The sequence below is a fragment of the Campylobacter taeniopygiae genome, assembly GCF_005406225.1.
In the GTDB taxonomy this organism is placed as follows: Bacteria; Campylobacterota; Campylobacteria; order Campylobacterales; family Campylobacteraceae; genus Campylobacter_D; species Campylobacter_D taeniopygiae.
Window position 1 is genome coordinate 47,597 of sequence record NZ_NXLY01000007.1, and the last position, 17,570, is coordinate 65,166.

Here is a 17,570-nt window from a genome sequence, read left to right on the forward strand (position 1 = left end):
TCTAAAATTTTTTAGATTTATAAATTATATAATTTTAATATTTAATATCATATTTATTTTAGAAAAATTTTAAATTTTTATTAAAAAATGGGCATATTCTACTCACTTAGGCACCACTATATCACTACGACATTCTATGACTGTATGCACATTTCCACGTGGATTGAAGTCCCCTACAACTTTGATCCATTTTGGTTTGAGTTTGTCTTTTAAGGTATTGTAAATTTCATTGATACTTGCTTCATGTGAAACATTTCTATGCATGAAAGTATTGATATAAAGTTTTATAGCCTTAAGTTCGACTACAAATTGATCCGGTATATACTCAAGATATATCGTTGCAAAGTCAGGATAACCACTCCTAGGACAACAACACATGAATTCAGGTAAAGTGATCTTTATGATATAGTCATTTTTAGCATCATTGGGCCAAATTTCCATATTATCTACATTAAATTCTTTGATTTCTTTTTCACCATAACGCATTTATTTTTCCTTGTGATAAATTTAAAAATTCAAATTATAGCAAATTTCATTCTTGCAAAAATTTAAAATCTTAACTTGTATTAAGTAAGGATAGTTTTTAAAGATAGATTCTAAAAAAAGATAAATTCTAGATTTGATAATTTTCAAAATTATTTGCAACTCACTCTAAAAAGAGCGAGTTAGCAATAATTTTGAAGGCAGTCAAGTCCAATCCAGTATTACAAATCTACCAGAAAATAGACTTGTAAAGCAAGATTAGTTTCCCACAAAAGTGGGAAAAAATTTTATAAAGAATCAAAAGATCAAAAAATTATTGTTTCAATTGGATCAAAGTTTGAAGCATTTGATCACTGGTTGAAATCGTTTTAGAGTTTGCTTGATAACCTCTTTGGATGATGATAAGCTCTGTTAAAGAACGACTCAAATCCACGTTTGACATTTCAAGTGCTGAAGTCTTCATATCTCCGCGGCCGCCTGTTCCTGCTTCACCTACGACTATGTTACCAGAGTTAGCAGTCACTTTGAAAAGATTGCCGCCGATTTCTTCAAGTCCTGAGTTGTTTGCTACAGAAGCCATAGCCATTTTTGCCACAGCAAAGGTTTTTCCGTTGGTGAATTCTCCTAAGATATTTCCTTTATCATCTACACGTATAGCGTCTGGTTTTAGGTTTCCTGAAGGGTAACCATCGGTTGCTTGGCTTGTAAGTGCTGAAGCTGAGTTTGAACTTACAATACCATCATTACTTCCGCTTGTTCCAAAGCTAAGTTTGATTTGTTGGTTTGGTGCTGCACCATTGTTTGGTGAGAAATTTAAAGTTCTAGGACTGTATGAGGATAAAGATCCGTCATTGTTAAATCTTGCTGTTCCTACAACGATATTGCTTGGGCCTTCGCCTGTAGTGTTTATTTCTGCAGGTTCTGGAACACGGATGATCATTTGCCATTCGTTTCCTCCATCTTGAGTGGTGCTTTGTTTTACAAATTGCACTTCTAGGGTGTGTTTAGAACCTAGTGAGTCATAAATTTCAAGTCCGGCTGAGAAAGAACTTAAGAAAAGTTGTTCGCTTTTTCTGTTGCTATTGCCTACATTTAAATTTCCATCAAAACCTTTAAAGATATTAGTGAAGGCTTCATTGGTGCTTACTTTACCATCGGAATCTGTGTAAGAGGTGACATTGAAATTAATATTATGAGCTTTTCTTTGAGTTTGAGTTTGACCATTATAACCTGGTCTATCTGGTTGTTCGCTAGGATTTGAGATGATGAATTCTCCACTTGCGCTTACAGTTACTTTTACACCCTCATTTAGATCGCTACCATCGACTTCAAAGCCACCACTACCATCATAATCTACCCCATATCTGGCGTCTCTTTGTAAGAGCTCTCTTAGATCTTCAGTGGAATGGAAAGTTCTTTGATCGGTATTTAAATAAGATCCACTCATCGCTAATTTATAATTATATTCAGCTGTTCCTGTAGTATTCTCTAATGCAGTATTATAATTTGCTCCACTGTCAGGATTATACATAGGAGGAAGATCCACTGGAGAAGAAGTGTAAACGTATTTATGGGCTGTTACAATATTAATATTATGTGATTTATCTTTAGTGTCACCTTGTATCCAATGTGTTCCATTATTATTAACACTTCCTACGGGATTAGTACTTTCCCAATCAAATATATCACTTCCGTTATCTTTTTTAGTTTTTATATTCCATAATTCACCGGCTGTATTAGCATTATTAACAGTTAAATCGATATTTTTCATATTATCAGTAGTGCCGTCTGAATTGGTATTTATAAAGTCTATACCTGTGCCATCTTTATTTTTAACCGCTTTTACTCCTGTGCCCTCTCGGCTATCAGTTGGAACAGTAAAAGTATTGATATATCTTATTGCTTCATCAATGCCAGTAATATTATCGTTTTCAATATGAATTCCATTTATGGTAATATCTAATTTAGTTGGCTTACTAGTATCACCCCAAAAAATAACATTATCTTGATTTTTAACACTATTTTTATCAAAACCTGTTCCACCTTGAGTGCTGAATTTCGCATCGGCGTAAGATACCCAGATGCCTTGGCCTTCTCTAAGGTTAAGCCCTGTTCCACTTCCATTAAATAAAGAAGCGCAATCGACGCCTTTTTCAGTGACTTCAACTGAATTTTTAGAAGTGGTGTAAAATTGGGTGATACCTGTATCGTTTTCGTCTTTGGTTTCACCGGTTTTTTTATTGTAACCGTGAACTGAATCAAGTCCATATATAGGAGTTTTTGCTGTGCCTATACTTAAACCGCTGTTTAGATTTGCTTTAATGGCAACTTCGGTTGATTTTGCGGCAGGGATGTGCATACCCGGATCGATAAAGATGTTTTGAGGACTTCTTGAAGAATCGATACTTTGAGTATCCCAGTTGATATTCCAACCTTGGACAACATAACCTGAATTATTGACAAAATTTCCATAAGCATCAAGTTTAAAACCCCCGTCTCTTGTAAGGTAATTTGTCAAACCTCCATCATCACTTACCATAAAAAAGCCATCACCGTTGATTGCAACGTCGGTATTGTTATTGGTAGTTTGGATCGATCCTTGAGAATGAATTCTTGTGGTTGAGCTTACAGAAACACCGAGTCCAATTTGAAGTGGATTTTGTCCACCTCTACCATCAGTTGGCGATGCAGCAATCTTAACAGTTTGACTAAACATCGTTCCAAAGTCAGCACGAGAATATTTAAAACCATTAGTATTAACATTGGCTATGTTATTACCTTCAACATCCATTGCTGTTTGATGTGCTTGAAGTCCGCTCACTCCGGACCAAAGTGATCTCATCATGGTTGAATCCTTTATAAAATATTGTTTTTAACGCATTAGCGTTTTATGCAATTTTATAAGCAAGTTCTGTTCCAACTTTTGAAATTTTTGAGTAAAAAATAAGAATTTTTTAGAAATTTTTGATCAAACACGCACTCTTAAATTTGCAGCGTGAGTTAAAGCTACTGCTATAGCGTCTGTGATGTCTAAAGGTTTAATTTCTTTGCTTAGTCCTAAAAGTCTTTTTACCATAAAAGCAACTTGTTCTTTTGTCGCTTTTGCTTTTCCTGTAACGGCTTTTTTAACTTGTAAAGGGGTGTATTCTGCAAAGTCTCCATGAATTTGTAGAATTTTTAAACTCAAAGCTCCACGAAATTGCGCGAGTTTTAAAACGGTTTTTGGATTGTAAGCGAAAAAGATATCTTCTATAGCTACCTCATCAAATTGATGTGCTTTAAAGATCAGATCCAAACCTTCACAAAGCTCTGTGATTTGATACTGTAAAGTGCTAGGCTTGATTTTAATGAGTCCTGCTTCTATCAATAAATTTTTATTTTTATCCGCCTCAATAATAGCATAACCGCAATTTCTTGAACCTGGATCAATCCCTAAAATTTTCATAACTAGCCTTATTAAAGATAAAAAAGGATTTTAACCTTTTTTTATAAAATTTAAGATAAAATTTATACAATTAAAAAATTCTAAAGAGAGATTATGAACCCAAGCGAGATACTCCTATCTTTAAAAAAAGAATTAAGCGAAAACGAATACGAAAATTATATATCGATCTTAAAATTCAATGAAAAACTAAGCAAAGCTGATCTTTTAGTTTTTAACGCACCAAATGAACTTATCGCTAAATTCATACAAACAAAATACGCCCATCAAATTTCACATTTTTACGAAGTGCAAAGCGGGATAAAAGCCAATATCAAAATTCAAGCCCAAAATCAAAAACACAGCAAAAGCACAACTAAAATCGATATCGCAAACACTAAAGAGCAAAGCACGATTTTAAATCCTTCTTTTACTTTTGAAAGTTTTGTGGTTGGGGATTCTAACAAATACGCTTATGGAGCTTGTAAGGCCATCACTCATAAAGATAAACTCGGCAAACTTTATAATCCTATATTTATCTATGGGCCAACAGGACTTGGAAAAACTCACTTACTTCAGGCTGTGGGCAATGCAAGTTTAGAAATGGGTAAAAAAGTGATCTATGCAACGAGTGAAAATTTTGTCAATGAATTCACTTCAAATTTAAAAAATGGCTCTTTAGATAAATTCCATGAAAAATATAGAAATTGCGATGTTTTACTCATAGATGATGTGCAATTTTTAGGCAAAACAGATAAAATTCAAGAAGAATTTTTCTTTATATTTAATGAAATCAAAAATAATAATGGCCAAATTATCATGACTTCAGATAATCCACCCAATATGTTAAAAGGCATCACAGAACGCTTAAAAAGCCGCTTTGCACATGGGATCATCGCTGATATCACTCCACCTCAACTTGATACTAAAATCGCTATCATAAGAAAAAAATGTGAATTTAATGATATCAATCTTTCTAATGACATCATAAATTACATCGCTACTTCTTTAGGGGATAATATAAGAGAAATTGAAGGGATCATCATCAGCTTAAACGCTTATGCAAATATAGTCGGACAAGAAATCACGCTTGAACTTGCAAAAAGTGTTATGAAAGATCATATCAAAGAAAAAAAAGAAAATATTAGCATAGAAGATATTTTAGCCTTAGTTTGTAAAGAATTTAACATCAAGCCAAGCGATGTGAAATCAAACAATAAAAAACAAAATGTAGTCACAGCTAGACGCGTTGCGATCTACTTAGCAAGGGAACTTACTAGCCTTACTTTTTCACAATTAGCGAATTTTTTCGTAATGAAAGATCATACGGCTATTTCACATAATGTGAAAAAAATCAAAGAATTGATGGAAGAAAATAGCGAAACAAAAATTAAAATAGAAGAATTAAAAAATAAAGTCTTGGCCAAAAGTCAAATTTAAGTGAAAAAAGGTGAAAAAAATAGAAAGGGTATGTGAAAAAAATAGAATTAAGCAAAGTATGATAAAATACAAATTTAATGATTTTTTGCTGAAAAATTTCACAATTTCAACAGCCCTATTATTACGACGAATTTAAAATTAAATATAAGCAAGGAGAAAAAATGAAACTCAGTATTAACAAAAATACACTTGAGTCAGCTATACTTTTATGTAATGCTTACGTTGAAAAAAAAGACTCTAGCACCATCACTTCACACTTACTTTTTCAAGCTGAAGAAGATAAACTCATCATCAAAGCGAGTGATTTTGAAATAGGAATTAATTATAAAATAAGAAAAATCCGCGTTGAAAGCAGTGGTTTTGCAACTGCAAATGCAAAAAATATAGCTGATGTTGTTAAAAGTTTAAATAATGAAGAAGTTATCTTAGAAACTATTGATAATTTCTTGTTTATAAGACAAAAAAGAACAAAATATAAATTGCCTATGTTTAATTATGAAGATTTTCCAGATTTTCCAAAAACAGAAGGAAAAAATCAATTTGATATTGATTCAAGTGATTTGAGTCGTTCTCTTAAAAAAATATTACCAAGCATCGATACTAACAATCCAAAATATTCTTTAAATGGTGCTTTTTTAGATATCAAAACTGATAAAATCAATTTCGTTGGAACTGATACTAGACGCCTTGCTGTTTATACTCTTGATAAAACTAATCCTCAAGAATTTTCTATAAGTATTCCTAAAAAAGCTATTATGGAAATGCAAAAACTTTTCTATGAAAAAATAGAAATTTATTATGATCAAAATATGCTTATCGCTAAAAATGATAATTTTGAATTCTTTACCAAACTTATCAACGATAAATTCCCAGATTATGAAAAAGTCATTCCAAAAGAATTCAAACAAACTCTTGAATTTTCAACTGAAGATTTTATCGATAGTCTTAAGAAAATCAGCGTCGTAACTGAAAAAATGAGACTTCATTTTAATAAAGATAAAATCATCTTTGAAGGTATCAGCTTAGACAATATGGAAGCAAAAACTGAACTTGAAATTCAAACAGGTGTAAATGAAGAATTCACTCTAACTATAAAAATAAAATATCTACTTGATTTTTTAATGTCTATAGAAGAAGAAAAATTCAGCTTAAATGTTAATGAATCTAATCTAGCTTTCGTAGTTAAATCTCAAGGTTTATCTATGATCATTATGCCTATGATTTTGTAAGAAATTTTTTAAAAAGTTAGATAAAAAAGGAAAGATATGCAAGAAAATTACGGCGGAAGTAATATTAAAGTTTTAAAAGGCTTAGAAGCTGTTAGAAAACGCCCTGGTATGTATATAGGTGATACCAATATAGGCGGACTTCATCACATGATTTATGAAGTAGTGGATAATTCTATCGATGAAGCTATGGCTGGACATTGTGATACTATTGATGTAGAAATTACCACTGAAGGAAGCTGTATCGTAAGTGATAATGGACGTGGTATCCCTGTAGATATGCATCCAACGGAAAATATGCCTACTTTAACTGTTGTTTTAACCGTTCTTCACGCAGGAGGTAAATTCGATAAAGATACCTATAAAGTTTCAGGTGGTTTGCACGGGGTTGGAGTTTCTGTTGTTAATGCTCTTTCTAAAAAACTTGTAGCCACAGTTGAAAGAAATGGAGAAATTTATCGTCAAGAATTTTCAGAAGGTAAAGTTACAAGTGAATTTGGCGTCATAGGAAAAAGTAAAAAAACAGGAACGACAATTGAATTTTGGCCTGATAATACCATTTTTGAAGTGACTGAATTTGATTATGAAATTTTGGCAAAAAGATTTAGAGAACTTGCGTATTTAAATCCAAAAATTACGATTAATTTTAAAGATAATCGTGTAGGTAAAAGTGAAAGTTTTCATTTTGAAGGTGGAATTTCACAATTTGTAAGCGATATGAATAAAAAAGAAGCTTTAACAAAACCGATTTTCTTTAGTGTAGATGAAGAAGATGTTAATGTAGAAGTAGCTTTGCTTTATAATGACACTTATAGTGAAAATTTACTCTCTTTTGTAAATAATATCAAAACCCCAGATGGCGGAACTCATGAAGCCGGTTTTAGAATGGGCTTAACTCGTGTGATCAGCAATTACATCGAAGCTAATGCTAGCGCTAGAGAAAAAGATAATAAAATCACCGGTGAAGATGTAAGGGAAGGCCTTATAGCTGTTGTAAGTGTGAAGGTGCCTGAACCACAATTTGAAGGACAAACTAAAGGAAAATTAGGATCTTCTTATGTGCGTCCTATCGTTTCAAAGGCTAGTTTTGAGTATCTAAGCAAATATTTTGAAGAAAATCCTATCGAAGCAAAAGCCATTATGAATAAAGCTTTAATGGCTGCACGTGGTAGAGAAGCGGCTAAAAAAGCTAGAGAATTAACCCGTAAAAAAGAAAGCCTAAGTGTTGGAACTTTGCCAGGAAAATTGGCTGATTGTCAAAGTAAGGATCCAAGTGAAAGTGAAATTTATCTTGTTGAGGGTGATTCTGCGGGTGGTTCTGCAAAACAAGGACGTGAAAGATCTTTTCAAGCGATATTGCCTTTGCGTGGTAAAATTCTTAATGTTGAAAAAGCAAGACTGGATAAAATTTTAAAATCAGAACAAATCCAAAATATGATCACCGCTTTTGGTTGTGGTATAGGTGATGATTTTGACATTTCAAAATTAAGATATCATAAGATCATCATTATGACGGATGCGGATGTGGATGGATCACACATACAAACCTTGCTTTTAACCTTCTTCTTCCGTTTTATGAATGAACTTGTGGCTAATGGACATATTTATCTTGCACAACCGCCACTTTATCGTTATAAAAAAGGGCAAAAAAAAGAAATTTATCTTAAAGATGAAAAAGCTTTAAATGATTATTTGATCGAGACAGGAATTGAAAGTTCTAATTATGAAGGCATAGGATTAAATGATCTTAAAGACTTTTTAAAAATCGTTGCCGCTTATAGATCAGTTTTAAATGATCTAAAAAAACGTTTTAATGTGATTTCTGTGATCCGTTATCTTATAGAAAATCCTGATTTTATCAAAGAAAACAATGAAGAACTTTTTAAAATCATCAAAGCATTTTTAGACAAACAAGGCCACAATATCTTAAATCATTACATCAATGAAAATGAAATTCGTATGTATATACAAACTGAAAATGGCCTAGAAGAACTCATCATCAATGATGATTTATTTGCGCATCCGCTTTATGAAGAAGCAAATTATATCTTTAATAAAATCAAAGAACGTGATTTAACTTTTGAAAAAGATATCTTAGAAATTTTAGATGAAGTTGAGAGAAATGCCAAAAAAGGAGCTTATATCCAGCGTTATAAAGGTTTAGGTGAGATGAATCCTGAACAGCTTTGGGAAACGACTATGGATCCAAGTATAAGAAGACTTCTTAAAATCACTATAGAAGACGCACAAAGTGCTAATGATACCTTTAATCTTTTCATGGGTGATGAGGTAGAGCCAAGACGCGATTATATCCAAGCGCACGCTAAGGATGTGAAGCATTTGGATGTGTGAATAAATAAAGAAGATTTTTTCTTCTTTATTTCAAAACTGATTTAAAGATAATTTGATGAAAAAATATAGCTTTTTAGATTTGATTATAGAAGTTTTAAAAGAAAGTGAAATTCCTTTAAGTGCGAATGAAATTTGGCAATACGCTTTAAATAAAAATTTTGATAAAAAACTCCAAAGTTATCAAAATGGAACTTTAACTAAAACCCCTGTTGCAAGTTTAGCTGCTAAAATTTATGTTAATTTAAATGGCAAAGACTCTTTATTTTTAGTTGTTTCTAAAAATCCAACGAAATTTTGGCTAAAAGAAAGAGAAAATGAACTCAATCTTGCAAAATCAAAAAATATAGAAATTCAAAAAGAAGAAAGTAAATTTAGAGAAAGAGATTTGCATCCTTTAGTGGTTAAGTTTTTATTTGAAAGTCCTGATTTTAATCTTTATTCTAAGACTATTTTTCATGAAAAGTCCCATAAAGGAAAAAGTGGTGAAAATGAATGGATCCATCCTGATATAGTAGGTGTGCATTTTCCTTTCAAAGATTATGAAGATGAAACTTTTAAACTTTGCAAGAATTTAAATCAAATTTCTTACAAAATTTATAGTTTTGAGCTTAAAATAAAACTTGATTTTTCAAATTTAAGACAAAGTTATTTTCAAGCTGTGAGTAATTCTAGCTGGGCAAATGAAGGTTATTTGGTTGCTTTGGAATTTGATGATGAGATTATGAATGAGCTTTGGAGATTAAACAATGCTTTTGGAATCGGTTTTATCAAGCTTGATGTTAGAGATATTAACGATTCTAAAGTGATCATTAAGGCTAGAGAAAAATCAAATTTAGATCTTATTACTTTAGATTTGTTGGTAAATAAAAATAAAGATTTTAATGAATTTATACAAAATCTAAACAAGGATATTGATATATCAGATATTGAAAGAATAGGATATAAATTCTATGATGAAATTTATAATGATGAAAAAATGCAAAAATATTTGAAAGATAAAAAAATCATTTAAAGATTTTTATCAAAAAAAGAAATTCACTTTTTTTGATAAATTAAAATTATTTATTTTCTAAAAGAACAGCCAAAGGAACTCTTCTTCTAGTGTTGTATTGTTCTCCGTAGTATTTTTCAAGATAATTTAAAATCTTTTCTTCATCTTCGGCCGGAATTTCCCAAAGTCCTTCTTCTGCTTGCATCCATCTAATAGCAGCTAACCAAGCTTGTTTGTTCGCGTGCATATTTGTAATGAGTCCTGAATTATGACAAGCAAGACAATTAGCTTCCACTAAAGGTGAAACAGGATCGATGATCAAACCTGTTTCTGGATTGACTTTATAATCTTGAGCAAGGGAAAAACTCAAGCTTAAAGTGAGTAAAAATAAAATTTTTTTAAACATGATCAAACTCCATATACATTCACTCTATGGCAAGCATTATTTAAATAACCGCCTGGATTCCATTGTGCTAAAACCATAGGTTGGCTTTTATTTTCACTATCGACTGCTCTAGCCCAAATTTCATAATATCCTTTTGTTGGGATGGAAACTTCAGCGCTCCATTTTTGCCATGCTAAACGATTAAGTGGTTTTTCTACTTTAGCCTTAATCCAAGTTACACCATAATCACAACTTACAAAAACATCTTTTACAAACAACTCTCCCGCCCAAGCTTTTCCTCTAACTTCAAATTTTTTATTAACTTTTACTTGAGTGCCATTTTTTACATTGGTAATTACAGATCTTACCGGCATTGATTCTATGATTTTTGTTTCGCCTTTATAGCTAAAATCACCTGGTTTAACCGGAGTTACAGGAACTCTATAAGATCCTTCCATTTTTTCACCATCATGAACTTTATTTCTTACAACGATTTTGCTTAGCCATTTTCCACTGGTACTCGCAGGATAACCTCCACAAACTAAACGTAAAGGATAGCCATTGTATAGTGGAATGTCTTTTCCTTCATAAGCCCAAGCGACTAAGGTTTCATCTTGTAAAGCTTTAGAAATAGGAACACCACGGCTAATAGGAGCGCTTTCTTCACCATTTAACTTAGTGTCTATTCCATAATATCCGATATAAACAGCGTCTTTTTTAAGACCACAATCTTCTAAAATATCTTTTAATCTTACTCCAGTCCATCTACCACAAGCCACAGCACCATAACCCCATTGAGTTCCTTTAGTGCTAGGTAAAACTTCTGCTCTTCCGTTTCCGCCACATTCAACGGTTAAGGCATAAGTGTAAGTTTTGAATTTCTTTTTTAACTCATCTAAAGTATAAGTTTTAGAATTCACAACACTTTCGCCGCCGATTTCTAAAGTCCAACCTTTTTTTAATCTTGCTTTGATAGTTTCTAGAGTTGGTGGAACGCCGTTATTTCTAACAAAGAAATTTTCAGGTTTTGTAAAGTCGCTATCAAGAGCATAAATTTCTGTTTCTGCAGTCATTGGTCTATCACCATGATAGATTAAATCTTTTTTTCCTTCTAATTTAAAATTTGGTAATTCTTTTGCTAAAGCTTTGCTGCCTAAAAAATTTTTAAAAGAAAAACTAGATAATACGCTTATACCAAGCAAACTCACTCCTAAATTTTTTAGAAAATCTCTTCTGTTTTCTTCATTGTGATCAGTTTTTTTCATTGTAACTTCCTTTGATTTTTTAAATACGATAATTTTAGTATAATTTAAATAATCTAAATAATTTATAATATTAATGTTTTTAATTAAAAAAAATTATTATTTTAAAATAATGATGTAAAAATAAGTATTTTATAATAAAATAACATTTCCATGATTTTTTATAAAATCAAAAATTTATAATGAAGGAAAAAAATTGACTTTACTTACAAATCCAGTTATAGTAAGCGTTTTATTGATGAGCTTACTTTGTTTATTTCGTTTCAATGTGCTTTTAAGCCTTTTAATTTCAGCACTTGTAGCAGGAATGCTAGATCATATGCCATTAACAGAGAGTATGAATGTTTTGATTGATGGTATGCAAGGCAATTTAAAAACGGCTTTAAGTTATGTTATTTTGGGCGCGATCGCTGCAGCCATTTCTCGCACTCACTTAACAGCGTATTTGATTAAAATAGTAAGTCATTTTATTTCTCATAAAAAATATTTATTGATTTTATCCATTGCTATAATTTCTTGTTTTTCTCAGAATTTAATCCCTATTCACGTGGCTTTTATTCCTTTGCTTATACCGCCACTTTTAAGTTTGTTTAATCGCTTAAAGATAGATCGTAGGGCAGTTGCTTGTGCATTAACTTTTGGTCTTACAACTCCTTATATGGTTTTGCCTGTTGGATTTGGTTTGACTTTCCAAGATCTTTTAAAAGATAATCTTGTAAAAAACGGCGTTAATGTAACTTTAAATGATGTCACTCATACGATGTATTTTGCAGCTATTTGTATGATTACTGGGCTTTTTTTAGCGATTTTTGTTTTTTATCGCAAACCAAAGGAATATAAAGAAATAGAATTAGCTAAAATCGACTTAGAAAATTTGCAAATGACACGTAAAGAATGGGGTGTTTTAGCCGGATTGATTTTGACTTTAATTTTGCAACTTATCACTATGAATTTACCTTTATCTGGACTTTTAGGCTTTATTTTAATGGTCGTTTTAGGTGGGGTAAAATATAGCAATGTCAATGAGATTTTTGATGACGGGCTTAAGACTATGGGGTTTATCGCCTTTGTTATTCTTGTAGCAGCGGGATACGGAGAAGTTTTAAGACATGGTGGAGCGGTGCAAGAACTTGTTAATTTTGTGATTCCATGGATCAAACAAAGCAAATTTTTAGCCATCTTTTTAATGCTTTTAATCGGACTTATCGTGACTATGGGTATAGGAACTTCTTTTGGAACGATTCCTATCATTGCGACGCTTTTTTGTCCTATTTGTATAGAGCTTGGTTTTAGTATCCCTTTGACGATTTTTATTTTAGGGGTAGCTGGAGCCTTAGGAGATGCTGGAAGTCCTGCTAGTGAAACCACAATGGGAACAACTGTGGGCTTAAATGCTGATAAACAGCACGATCATATTAAAGATACTTGCATACCAACTTTTATTTTTTACAATGGCCCTTTACTGATTTTAGGAAGTATTATCGCTATGTTTTTATAGCGTCTAGTTTATATTCTTATTTATGTTATAATCCTTATAAATAGTGAAAAACAATTTATAAGGAGTAAAGATGAATTTAGAGGATATTTTAGAAAAAAATCAAAGCATAGGACTTTATGATTCTAAAAATGAGCATGATGCTTGTGGGATTGCTGCTGTTGCTAATATACGCGGTATTGCTTCTTATAAGGTTATTTGTAATGCTTTAGAAATTTTGATGAATCTAGAGCATAGAGGAGGTTTTGGAGCTGAAGAAAATTCAGGAGACGGAGCTGGAATTTTAATCCAAATTCCGCACGATTTTTTTAAAACTCAAGAATTAGGCTTTGAACTTCCAAAAAAAGGTGATTATGCTGTTGCACAAATGTTTTTATCTCCTAATTTAGAGGCTAAAGAGGAAGCTAAGGCTATATTTTTGCAAGGTTTAAAAGATAAAAATCTTGAATTTTTAGGTTTTAGAGAAGTTCCTTTTAATCCTAGCGATATAGGAGAGAGTGCCTTAAGAGCTATGCCTTATTTCTTACAAGCCTTTGTGAAAAAGCCTGATGAAATAAATGCAGGAATTGAATTTGAAAGAGTGCTTTATAGCTGCCGTCGTTTGATAGAAAAAAGGGCTTTACATGTGCCTAAATTTTATTTTTCTAGCTTTTCTTCTAGGACTATTGTTTATAAAGGAATGTTACTTTCTACACAATTGAGTGATTTTTATCTTGATTTTAAAGATGTCAATATGAAATCAGCTATAGCCTTAGTGCATTCTCGTTTTTCTACCAATACTTTTCCAAGTTGGGAAAGAGCACATCCAAATCGTTATATGGTGCATAATGGTGAGATTAATACTATACGAGGTAATGTTGATGGCATCAGATCAAGACAAGATTTGATGCAAAGTGATTATTTTGAAAATTTGGATGAAATTTTTCCAATCATTGCTAAAGAAAGCAGTGATTCTGCTATGTTTGATAATACTTTAGAATTTTTAGCTTTAAATGGCAGAACTTTAGAAGAAGCTTTTATGATGATGGTACCTGAACCTTGGCATAAAAATGAAAATATGCAAAGTCATAAACGTGCATTTTATGAGTATCATTCTTTATTAATGGAGCCTTGGGATGGTCCTGCTGCGATTGTTTTTACAGATGGTGTGATTATGGGGGCGAGTTTAGATAGAAATGGTTTTCGTCCTTCAAGGTATTACCTTACAAAAGATGATATGTTGATACTTTCTAGTGAAACAGGAGCTTTAAAAATCGATGAAAAAAATATCAAAGCTAAAAAACGTTTAGAGCCAGGAAAACTTTTACTTGTCGATACTGCAAGAGGTAGGGTGGTAACTGATCATGAAATTAAAGAACATTATGCTAATGCTAAACCTTATCAAAAATGGCTTACAAATTTGATCGATCTTGAAAAACAAGATAGTGGAGCCTATAAGCACAAATTTTTAAAGCAAGATGAAATTTTTAAACTTCAAAAAATTTTTGGTTGGGATGAGGTCGAACTTAGTATTAAGGCTATGGCACAAAATGCTAAAGAAGAGATTATTTCTACAGGAGTTGATACGCCTTTGGCTGTTTTATCTAAAAACTATCAACCTTTGTATAATTATTTTAAGCAGCTTTGTGCGCAAGTGACCAATCCTCCGCTTGATTCTATACGAGAAGAAATCGTAACCTCAACGAGAATTTATTTAGGTTGTGAAGGAAATTTATTAAAGCCTGATGAAAAGAACGCGAAACGTGTAAAAATTTCTTTACCAATTATTACGAATGAAGAATTGTTTGAGATTAGATCTTTGAAAAATTTTAAAGTGAAAGAATTTTCTATACTTTATGATTATTCTAAAATGAATTTAGAAAAGGCTTTGGATAATCTTTTTATAGAAATAGAAAAAGAGATAAAAAAAGGAACTTCTATCGTGATTTTAAGTGATAAAGGAGTCGATGAAAATAATGCTTATATCCCTGCTTTACTTGCGGTTTCTGGGGTGCATAATTATTTGGTTAGAAAAAATTTAAGAACACATACAAGTATCATTATAGAAAGTGCAGAACCTAGAGAAATTCATCATTTTGCTTGTCTTTTGGGTTATGGTGCGACTGTGATCAATCCTTATTTGGTTTATGAAAGTATTTATAAACTCATTCAAGATAAAGAACTTGATTTAAGTTATGAAAAAGCGGTGGAAAATTTTATCCATGCAAGTTCAAATGGCATAGTAAAAATCGCCTCTAAAATGGGTGTTTCTACTTTGCAAAGTTATAATGGATCGGCACTTTTTGAATGCTTGGGATTAAATTCTAAAATGATTGATAAATATTTTGGCTCTACTGTCTCTCGTATAGAGGGTATTAGTTTGCACGATTTTGAAAAAGAATTTCTTCATTTTTATAAAAATGCTTTCAATGAGCAAACTTTTAAAGAGGAACATTTAATCGATCCTATGATTGTTTTTAATCTTCAAAAGGCGTGTCAAAATAATGATTATAAAATTTTTAAAAAGTATTCTTCTTTGATTGATGAAAAACAAGTGACATTGCGTTCTTTAATGGAATTTGATTTTAATGAAGCTATCAGCATCGATAAAGTAGAAAGTGTAGAAAGCATAGTAAAACGTTTTAGAACCGGTGCAATAAGCTATGGATCAATTTCTAAAGAAGCTCATGAGTGTTTGGCTATGGCGATGAATAAAATAGGTGCAAAGTCAAATTCAGGTGAGGGTGGGGAAGATGAAGAACGCTATGAAAGCGATAAAAATTCTGCTATAAAACAAGTTGCAAGTGGCCGTTTTGGAGTGGATTTAAATTATTTAATCCATGCAAAAGAAATTCAAATTAAAGTTGCTCAAGGGGCAAAACCTGGAGAAGGGGGACAATTGCTAGGTTTTAAAGTTTATCCTTGGATCGCAAAAGCTAGACATTCTACTCCAGCTGTTACTCTTATTTCTCCGCCACCACATCATGATATTTATTCTATTGAAGATTTGGCTCAGCTTATTTATGATTTAAAAAATTCAAACAAGGATGCGAAAATTTCAGTAAAACTCGTCAGTGCAAATGGTATAGGAACCGTTGCTGCTGGTGTTGCAAAATCAGGAGCTAATTCTATTTTAATTTCAGGTTATGATGGAGGAACAGGAGCGAGTGCTAGAACTTCAATTTTACATGCGGGAATTCCTTGGGAGTTAGGACTTACTGAAGCACACCAAACCCTTATTTTAAACAAGCTTAGAGATAGAATAAAATTAGCAGTTGATGGCAAACTCATGACGGGAAGAGATTTGGCCATAGCAGCACTTTTAGGGGCTGAAGAATTCGGATTTGCAACAGCAGTTATGATTGTAATGGGTTGTAGTATGAATAAGGTTTGCCATCTTAATACTTGTCCGGTTGGAATCGCCACTCAAGATGCAAAGCTTAGAAAGAATTTTAAAGGTAAGGTGGATGAGGTTGTTAATTTTATGTATTTTATAGCAGAAGAGTTAAGAGAATACATGGCTAAATTAGGTTTTGAACGTTTAGACGATATGATAGGTCGTGTGGATAAACTTCATCAAAAAAATGCACAAGCTAAAGCAGGAAAAATTAATTTAGATAAAATTTTAAAATCTTTATCCACTTACAATAAAACCGCAGTGCATTTTAAAGATTATAAAGATAATAAACTTGAAAAAACGATTGATTATAGAATTTTACTCCCGCTTTGTAAAAATGCTATAAAAGAACCGATCAAACTTTCTTTAGAAGTGGGCAATCAAAGCAGGACTTTTGCGACTATGCTTTCAAGTGAAATTTTAAAAACTCATGGAAAAGATGCTTTAATGGAAGATAATATCCATATTAAAGCTATAGGAAATGCTGGAAATAGCTTTGGAGCTTTTTTGATCAAAGGGATCAAGCTTGAGATCATCGGAGATAGTAATGATTATTTAGGCAAAGGTTTAAGTGGAGGAAAAATCATCGCTAAAATTTCAGATGAGGCGACTTTTTCACCCGAAGAAAATATCATCGCAGGAAATGCTTGTTTGTATGGTGCAACTGAAGGTGAAGTGTATCTTGATGGCATAGCTGGAGAGAGATTTTGTGTGAGAAATTCAGGTGCTAAAGCTGTGGTTTTAGGAATGGGAATTCATGGATGTGAGTATATGACAGGCGGGCTTGTAGTCGTGCTTGGTGATGTGGGTGCTAATTTTGCAGCTGGAATGAGTGGAGGCGTTGCTTACATACTAGGAAGGCACAATGAAGTTCATGTTAATACGGAGCTTGTGGATATTAAGGATTTAAACGCTAAAGACGAAAAAGAATTAAAAAAGATGATAGAAAAACATATTTTTTATACCGATTCAAAAAAAGCTAAGGATATACTAGATAAATTTGATAAGAAGGATTTTTTTAAGATTATGCCAAGGGATTATGAAAAGATGTTGAAAATGCTTGAAATTTGCAAGCATGAAAAAGATCCAAGTTTAACAGCTTTTTTGAAAATCACACAAGGATAAAAATAAACTAAAAT

11 protein-coding genes are annotated in these 17,570 nt (G+C 32.1%); 6 read left to right on the top strand and 5 right to left on the bottom strand.

From position 1 onward, the window contains the following. Positions 1–102 precede the first annotated feature (102 nt). The 3 genes from queF to ruvC all read right to left on the bottom strand — a co-directional run bounded on the left by queF (position 103) and on the right by ruvC (position 3,928). A complete protein-coding gene (gene queF, locus CQA75_RS04625) occupies positions 103–486 on the bottom strand; it encodes a preQ(1) synthase (RefSeq protein ID WP_137623871.1) in 384 nt (127 codons plus the stop codon). Between the two features lie 310 nt (positions 487–796). Beyond that, a complete protein-coding gene (gene flgE / locus CQA75_RS04630; RefSeq protein WP_137623872.1) occupies positions 797–3,328 on the bottom strand; it encodes a flagellar hook protein FlgE in 2,532 nt (843 codons plus the stop codon). A 123-nt stretch (positions 3,329–3,451) separates the two neighbouring features. Further along, the gene (gene ruvC, locus CQA75_RS04635; protein ID WP_137623873.1) at positions 3,452–3,928 is read right to left on the bottom strand and encodes a crossover junction endodeoxyribonuclease RuvC; all 477 of its coding nucleotides are present in this window, start codon (positions 3,926–3,928) and stop codon (positions 3,452–3,454) included. 93 nt (positions 3,929–4,021) lie between these two features. On the opposite strand from ruvC, the gene dnaA reads away from it, so the two are divergent. From dnaA to CQA75_RS04655, 4 genes are all read left to right on the top strand, one after another. After that, positions 4,022–5,344 carry a chromosomal replication initiator protein DnaA gene (dnaA, locus tag CQA75_RS04640; RefSeq protein WP_137623874.1) on the top strand — a complete coding sequence of 441 codons (1,323 nt, stop codon included), beginning with the start codon at positions 4,022–4,024 and terminating at the stop codon, positions 5,342–5,344. Positions 5,345–5,505: 161 nt separating this feature from the next. Then, entirely contained in the window at positions 5,506–6,573 is a 1,068-nt protein-coding gene (dnaN, locus tag CQA75_RS04645; RefSeq protein WP_137623875.1) for a DNA polymerase III subunit beta, read from the top strand. Positions 6,574–6,609: 36 nt separating this feature from the next. Then, positions 6,610–8,922 (top strand): DNA topoisomerase (ATP-hydrolyzing) subunit B, encoded by a 2,313-nt coding sequence (gene gyrB, locus CQA75_RS04650; protein WP_137623876.1) that lies wholly within the window; start codon positions 6,610–6,612, stop codon positions 8,920–8,922. Positions 8,923–8,974: 52 nt separating this feature from the next. Further along, a complete protein-coding gene (locus tag CQA75_RS04655) occupies positions 8,975–9,934 on the top strand; it encodes an HTH domain-containing protein (protein WP_137623877.1) in 960 nt (319 codons plus the stop codon). A gap of 46 nt (positions 9,935–9,980) precedes the next feature. Here CQA75_RS04655 and sorB read toward each other — a convergent pair whose 3' ends face one another. Together sorB and sorA are read right to left on the bottom strand one after the other, a co-directional pair. Further along, on the bottom strand, positions 9,981–10,319 hold the full coding sequence (sorB, locus tag CQA75_RS04660; RefSeq protein ID WP_137623878.1) for a sulfite:cytochrome c oxidoreductase monoheme cytochrome C subunit: 339 nt from the start codon (positions 10,317–10,319) through the stop codon (positions 9,981–9,983). A gap of 2 nt (positions 10,320–10,321) precedes the next feature. Continuing rightward, positions 10,322–11,563: a sulfite:cytochrome c oxidoreductase molybdopterin oxidoreductase subunit gene (gene sorA / locus CQA75_RS04665; protein WP_137623879.1), complete on the bottom strand. Its 1,242-nt coding sequence runs from the start codon at positions 11,561–11,563 to the stop codon at positions 10,322–10,324. Positions 11,564–11,756: 193 nt separating this feature from the next. Between sorA and CQA75_RS04670 the strand changes: the two genes are divergently transcribed. Both CQA75_RS04670 and gltB read left to right on the top strand, forming a co-directional pair. Continuing rightward, positions 11,757–13,058, top strand: a complete 1,302-nt coding sequence (locus CQA75_RS04670) for a Na+/H+ antiporter family protein (protein ID WP_137623880.1) — start codon at positions 11,757–11,759, stop codon at positions 13,056–13,058. Between the two features lie 70 nt (positions 13,059–13,128). Next, positions 13,129–17,556, top strand: coding sequence for a glutamate synthase large subunit (gltB, locus tag CQA75_RS04675; RefSeq protein WP_137623881.1), 4,428 nt, complete (start codon positions 13,129–13,131; stop codon positions 17,554–17,556). Positions 17,557–17,570: the final 14 nt, after the last annotated feature.

What these genes read in the sequence shown, in the direction of transcription:
- queF (WP_137623871.1), bottom strand. Translation starts at nt 486, where the DNA reads ATGCGTTATGGTGAAAAAGAAATCAAAGAATTTAATGTAGATAATATG.
- flgE (WP_137623872.1), bottom strand. Translation starts at nt 3,328, where the DNA reads ATGATGAGATCACTTTGGTCCGGAGTGAGCGGACTTCAAGCACATCAA.
- ruvC (WP_137623873.1), bottom strand. Translation starts at nt 3,928, where the DNA reads ATGAAAATTTTAGGGATTGATCCAGGTTCAAGAAATTGCGGTTATGCT.
- dnaA (WP_137623874.1), top strand. Translation starts at nt 4,022, where the DNA reads ATGAACCCAAGCGAGATACTCCTATCTTTAAAAAAAGAATTAAGCGAA.
- dnaN (WP_137623875.1), top strand. Translation starts at nt 5,506, where the DNA reads ATGAAACTCAGTATTAACAAAAATACACTTGAGTCAGCTATACTTTTA.
- gyrB (WP_137623876.1), top strand. Translation starts at nt 6,610, where the DNA reads ATGCAAGAAAATTACGGCGGAAGTAATATTAAAGTTTTAAAAGGCTTA.
- sorB (WP_137623878.1), bottom strand. Translation starts at nt 10,319, where the DNA reads ATGTTTAAAAAAATTTTATTTTTACTCACTTTAAGCTTGAGTTTTTCC.
- sorA (WP_137623879.1), bottom strand. Translation starts at nt 11,563, where the DNA reads ATGAAAAAAACTGATCACAATGAAGAAAACAGAAGAGATTTTCTAAAA.
- gltB (WP_137623881.1), top strand. Translation starts at nt 13,129, where the DNA reads ATGAATTTAGAGGATATTTTAGAAAAAAATCAAAGCATAGGACTTTAT.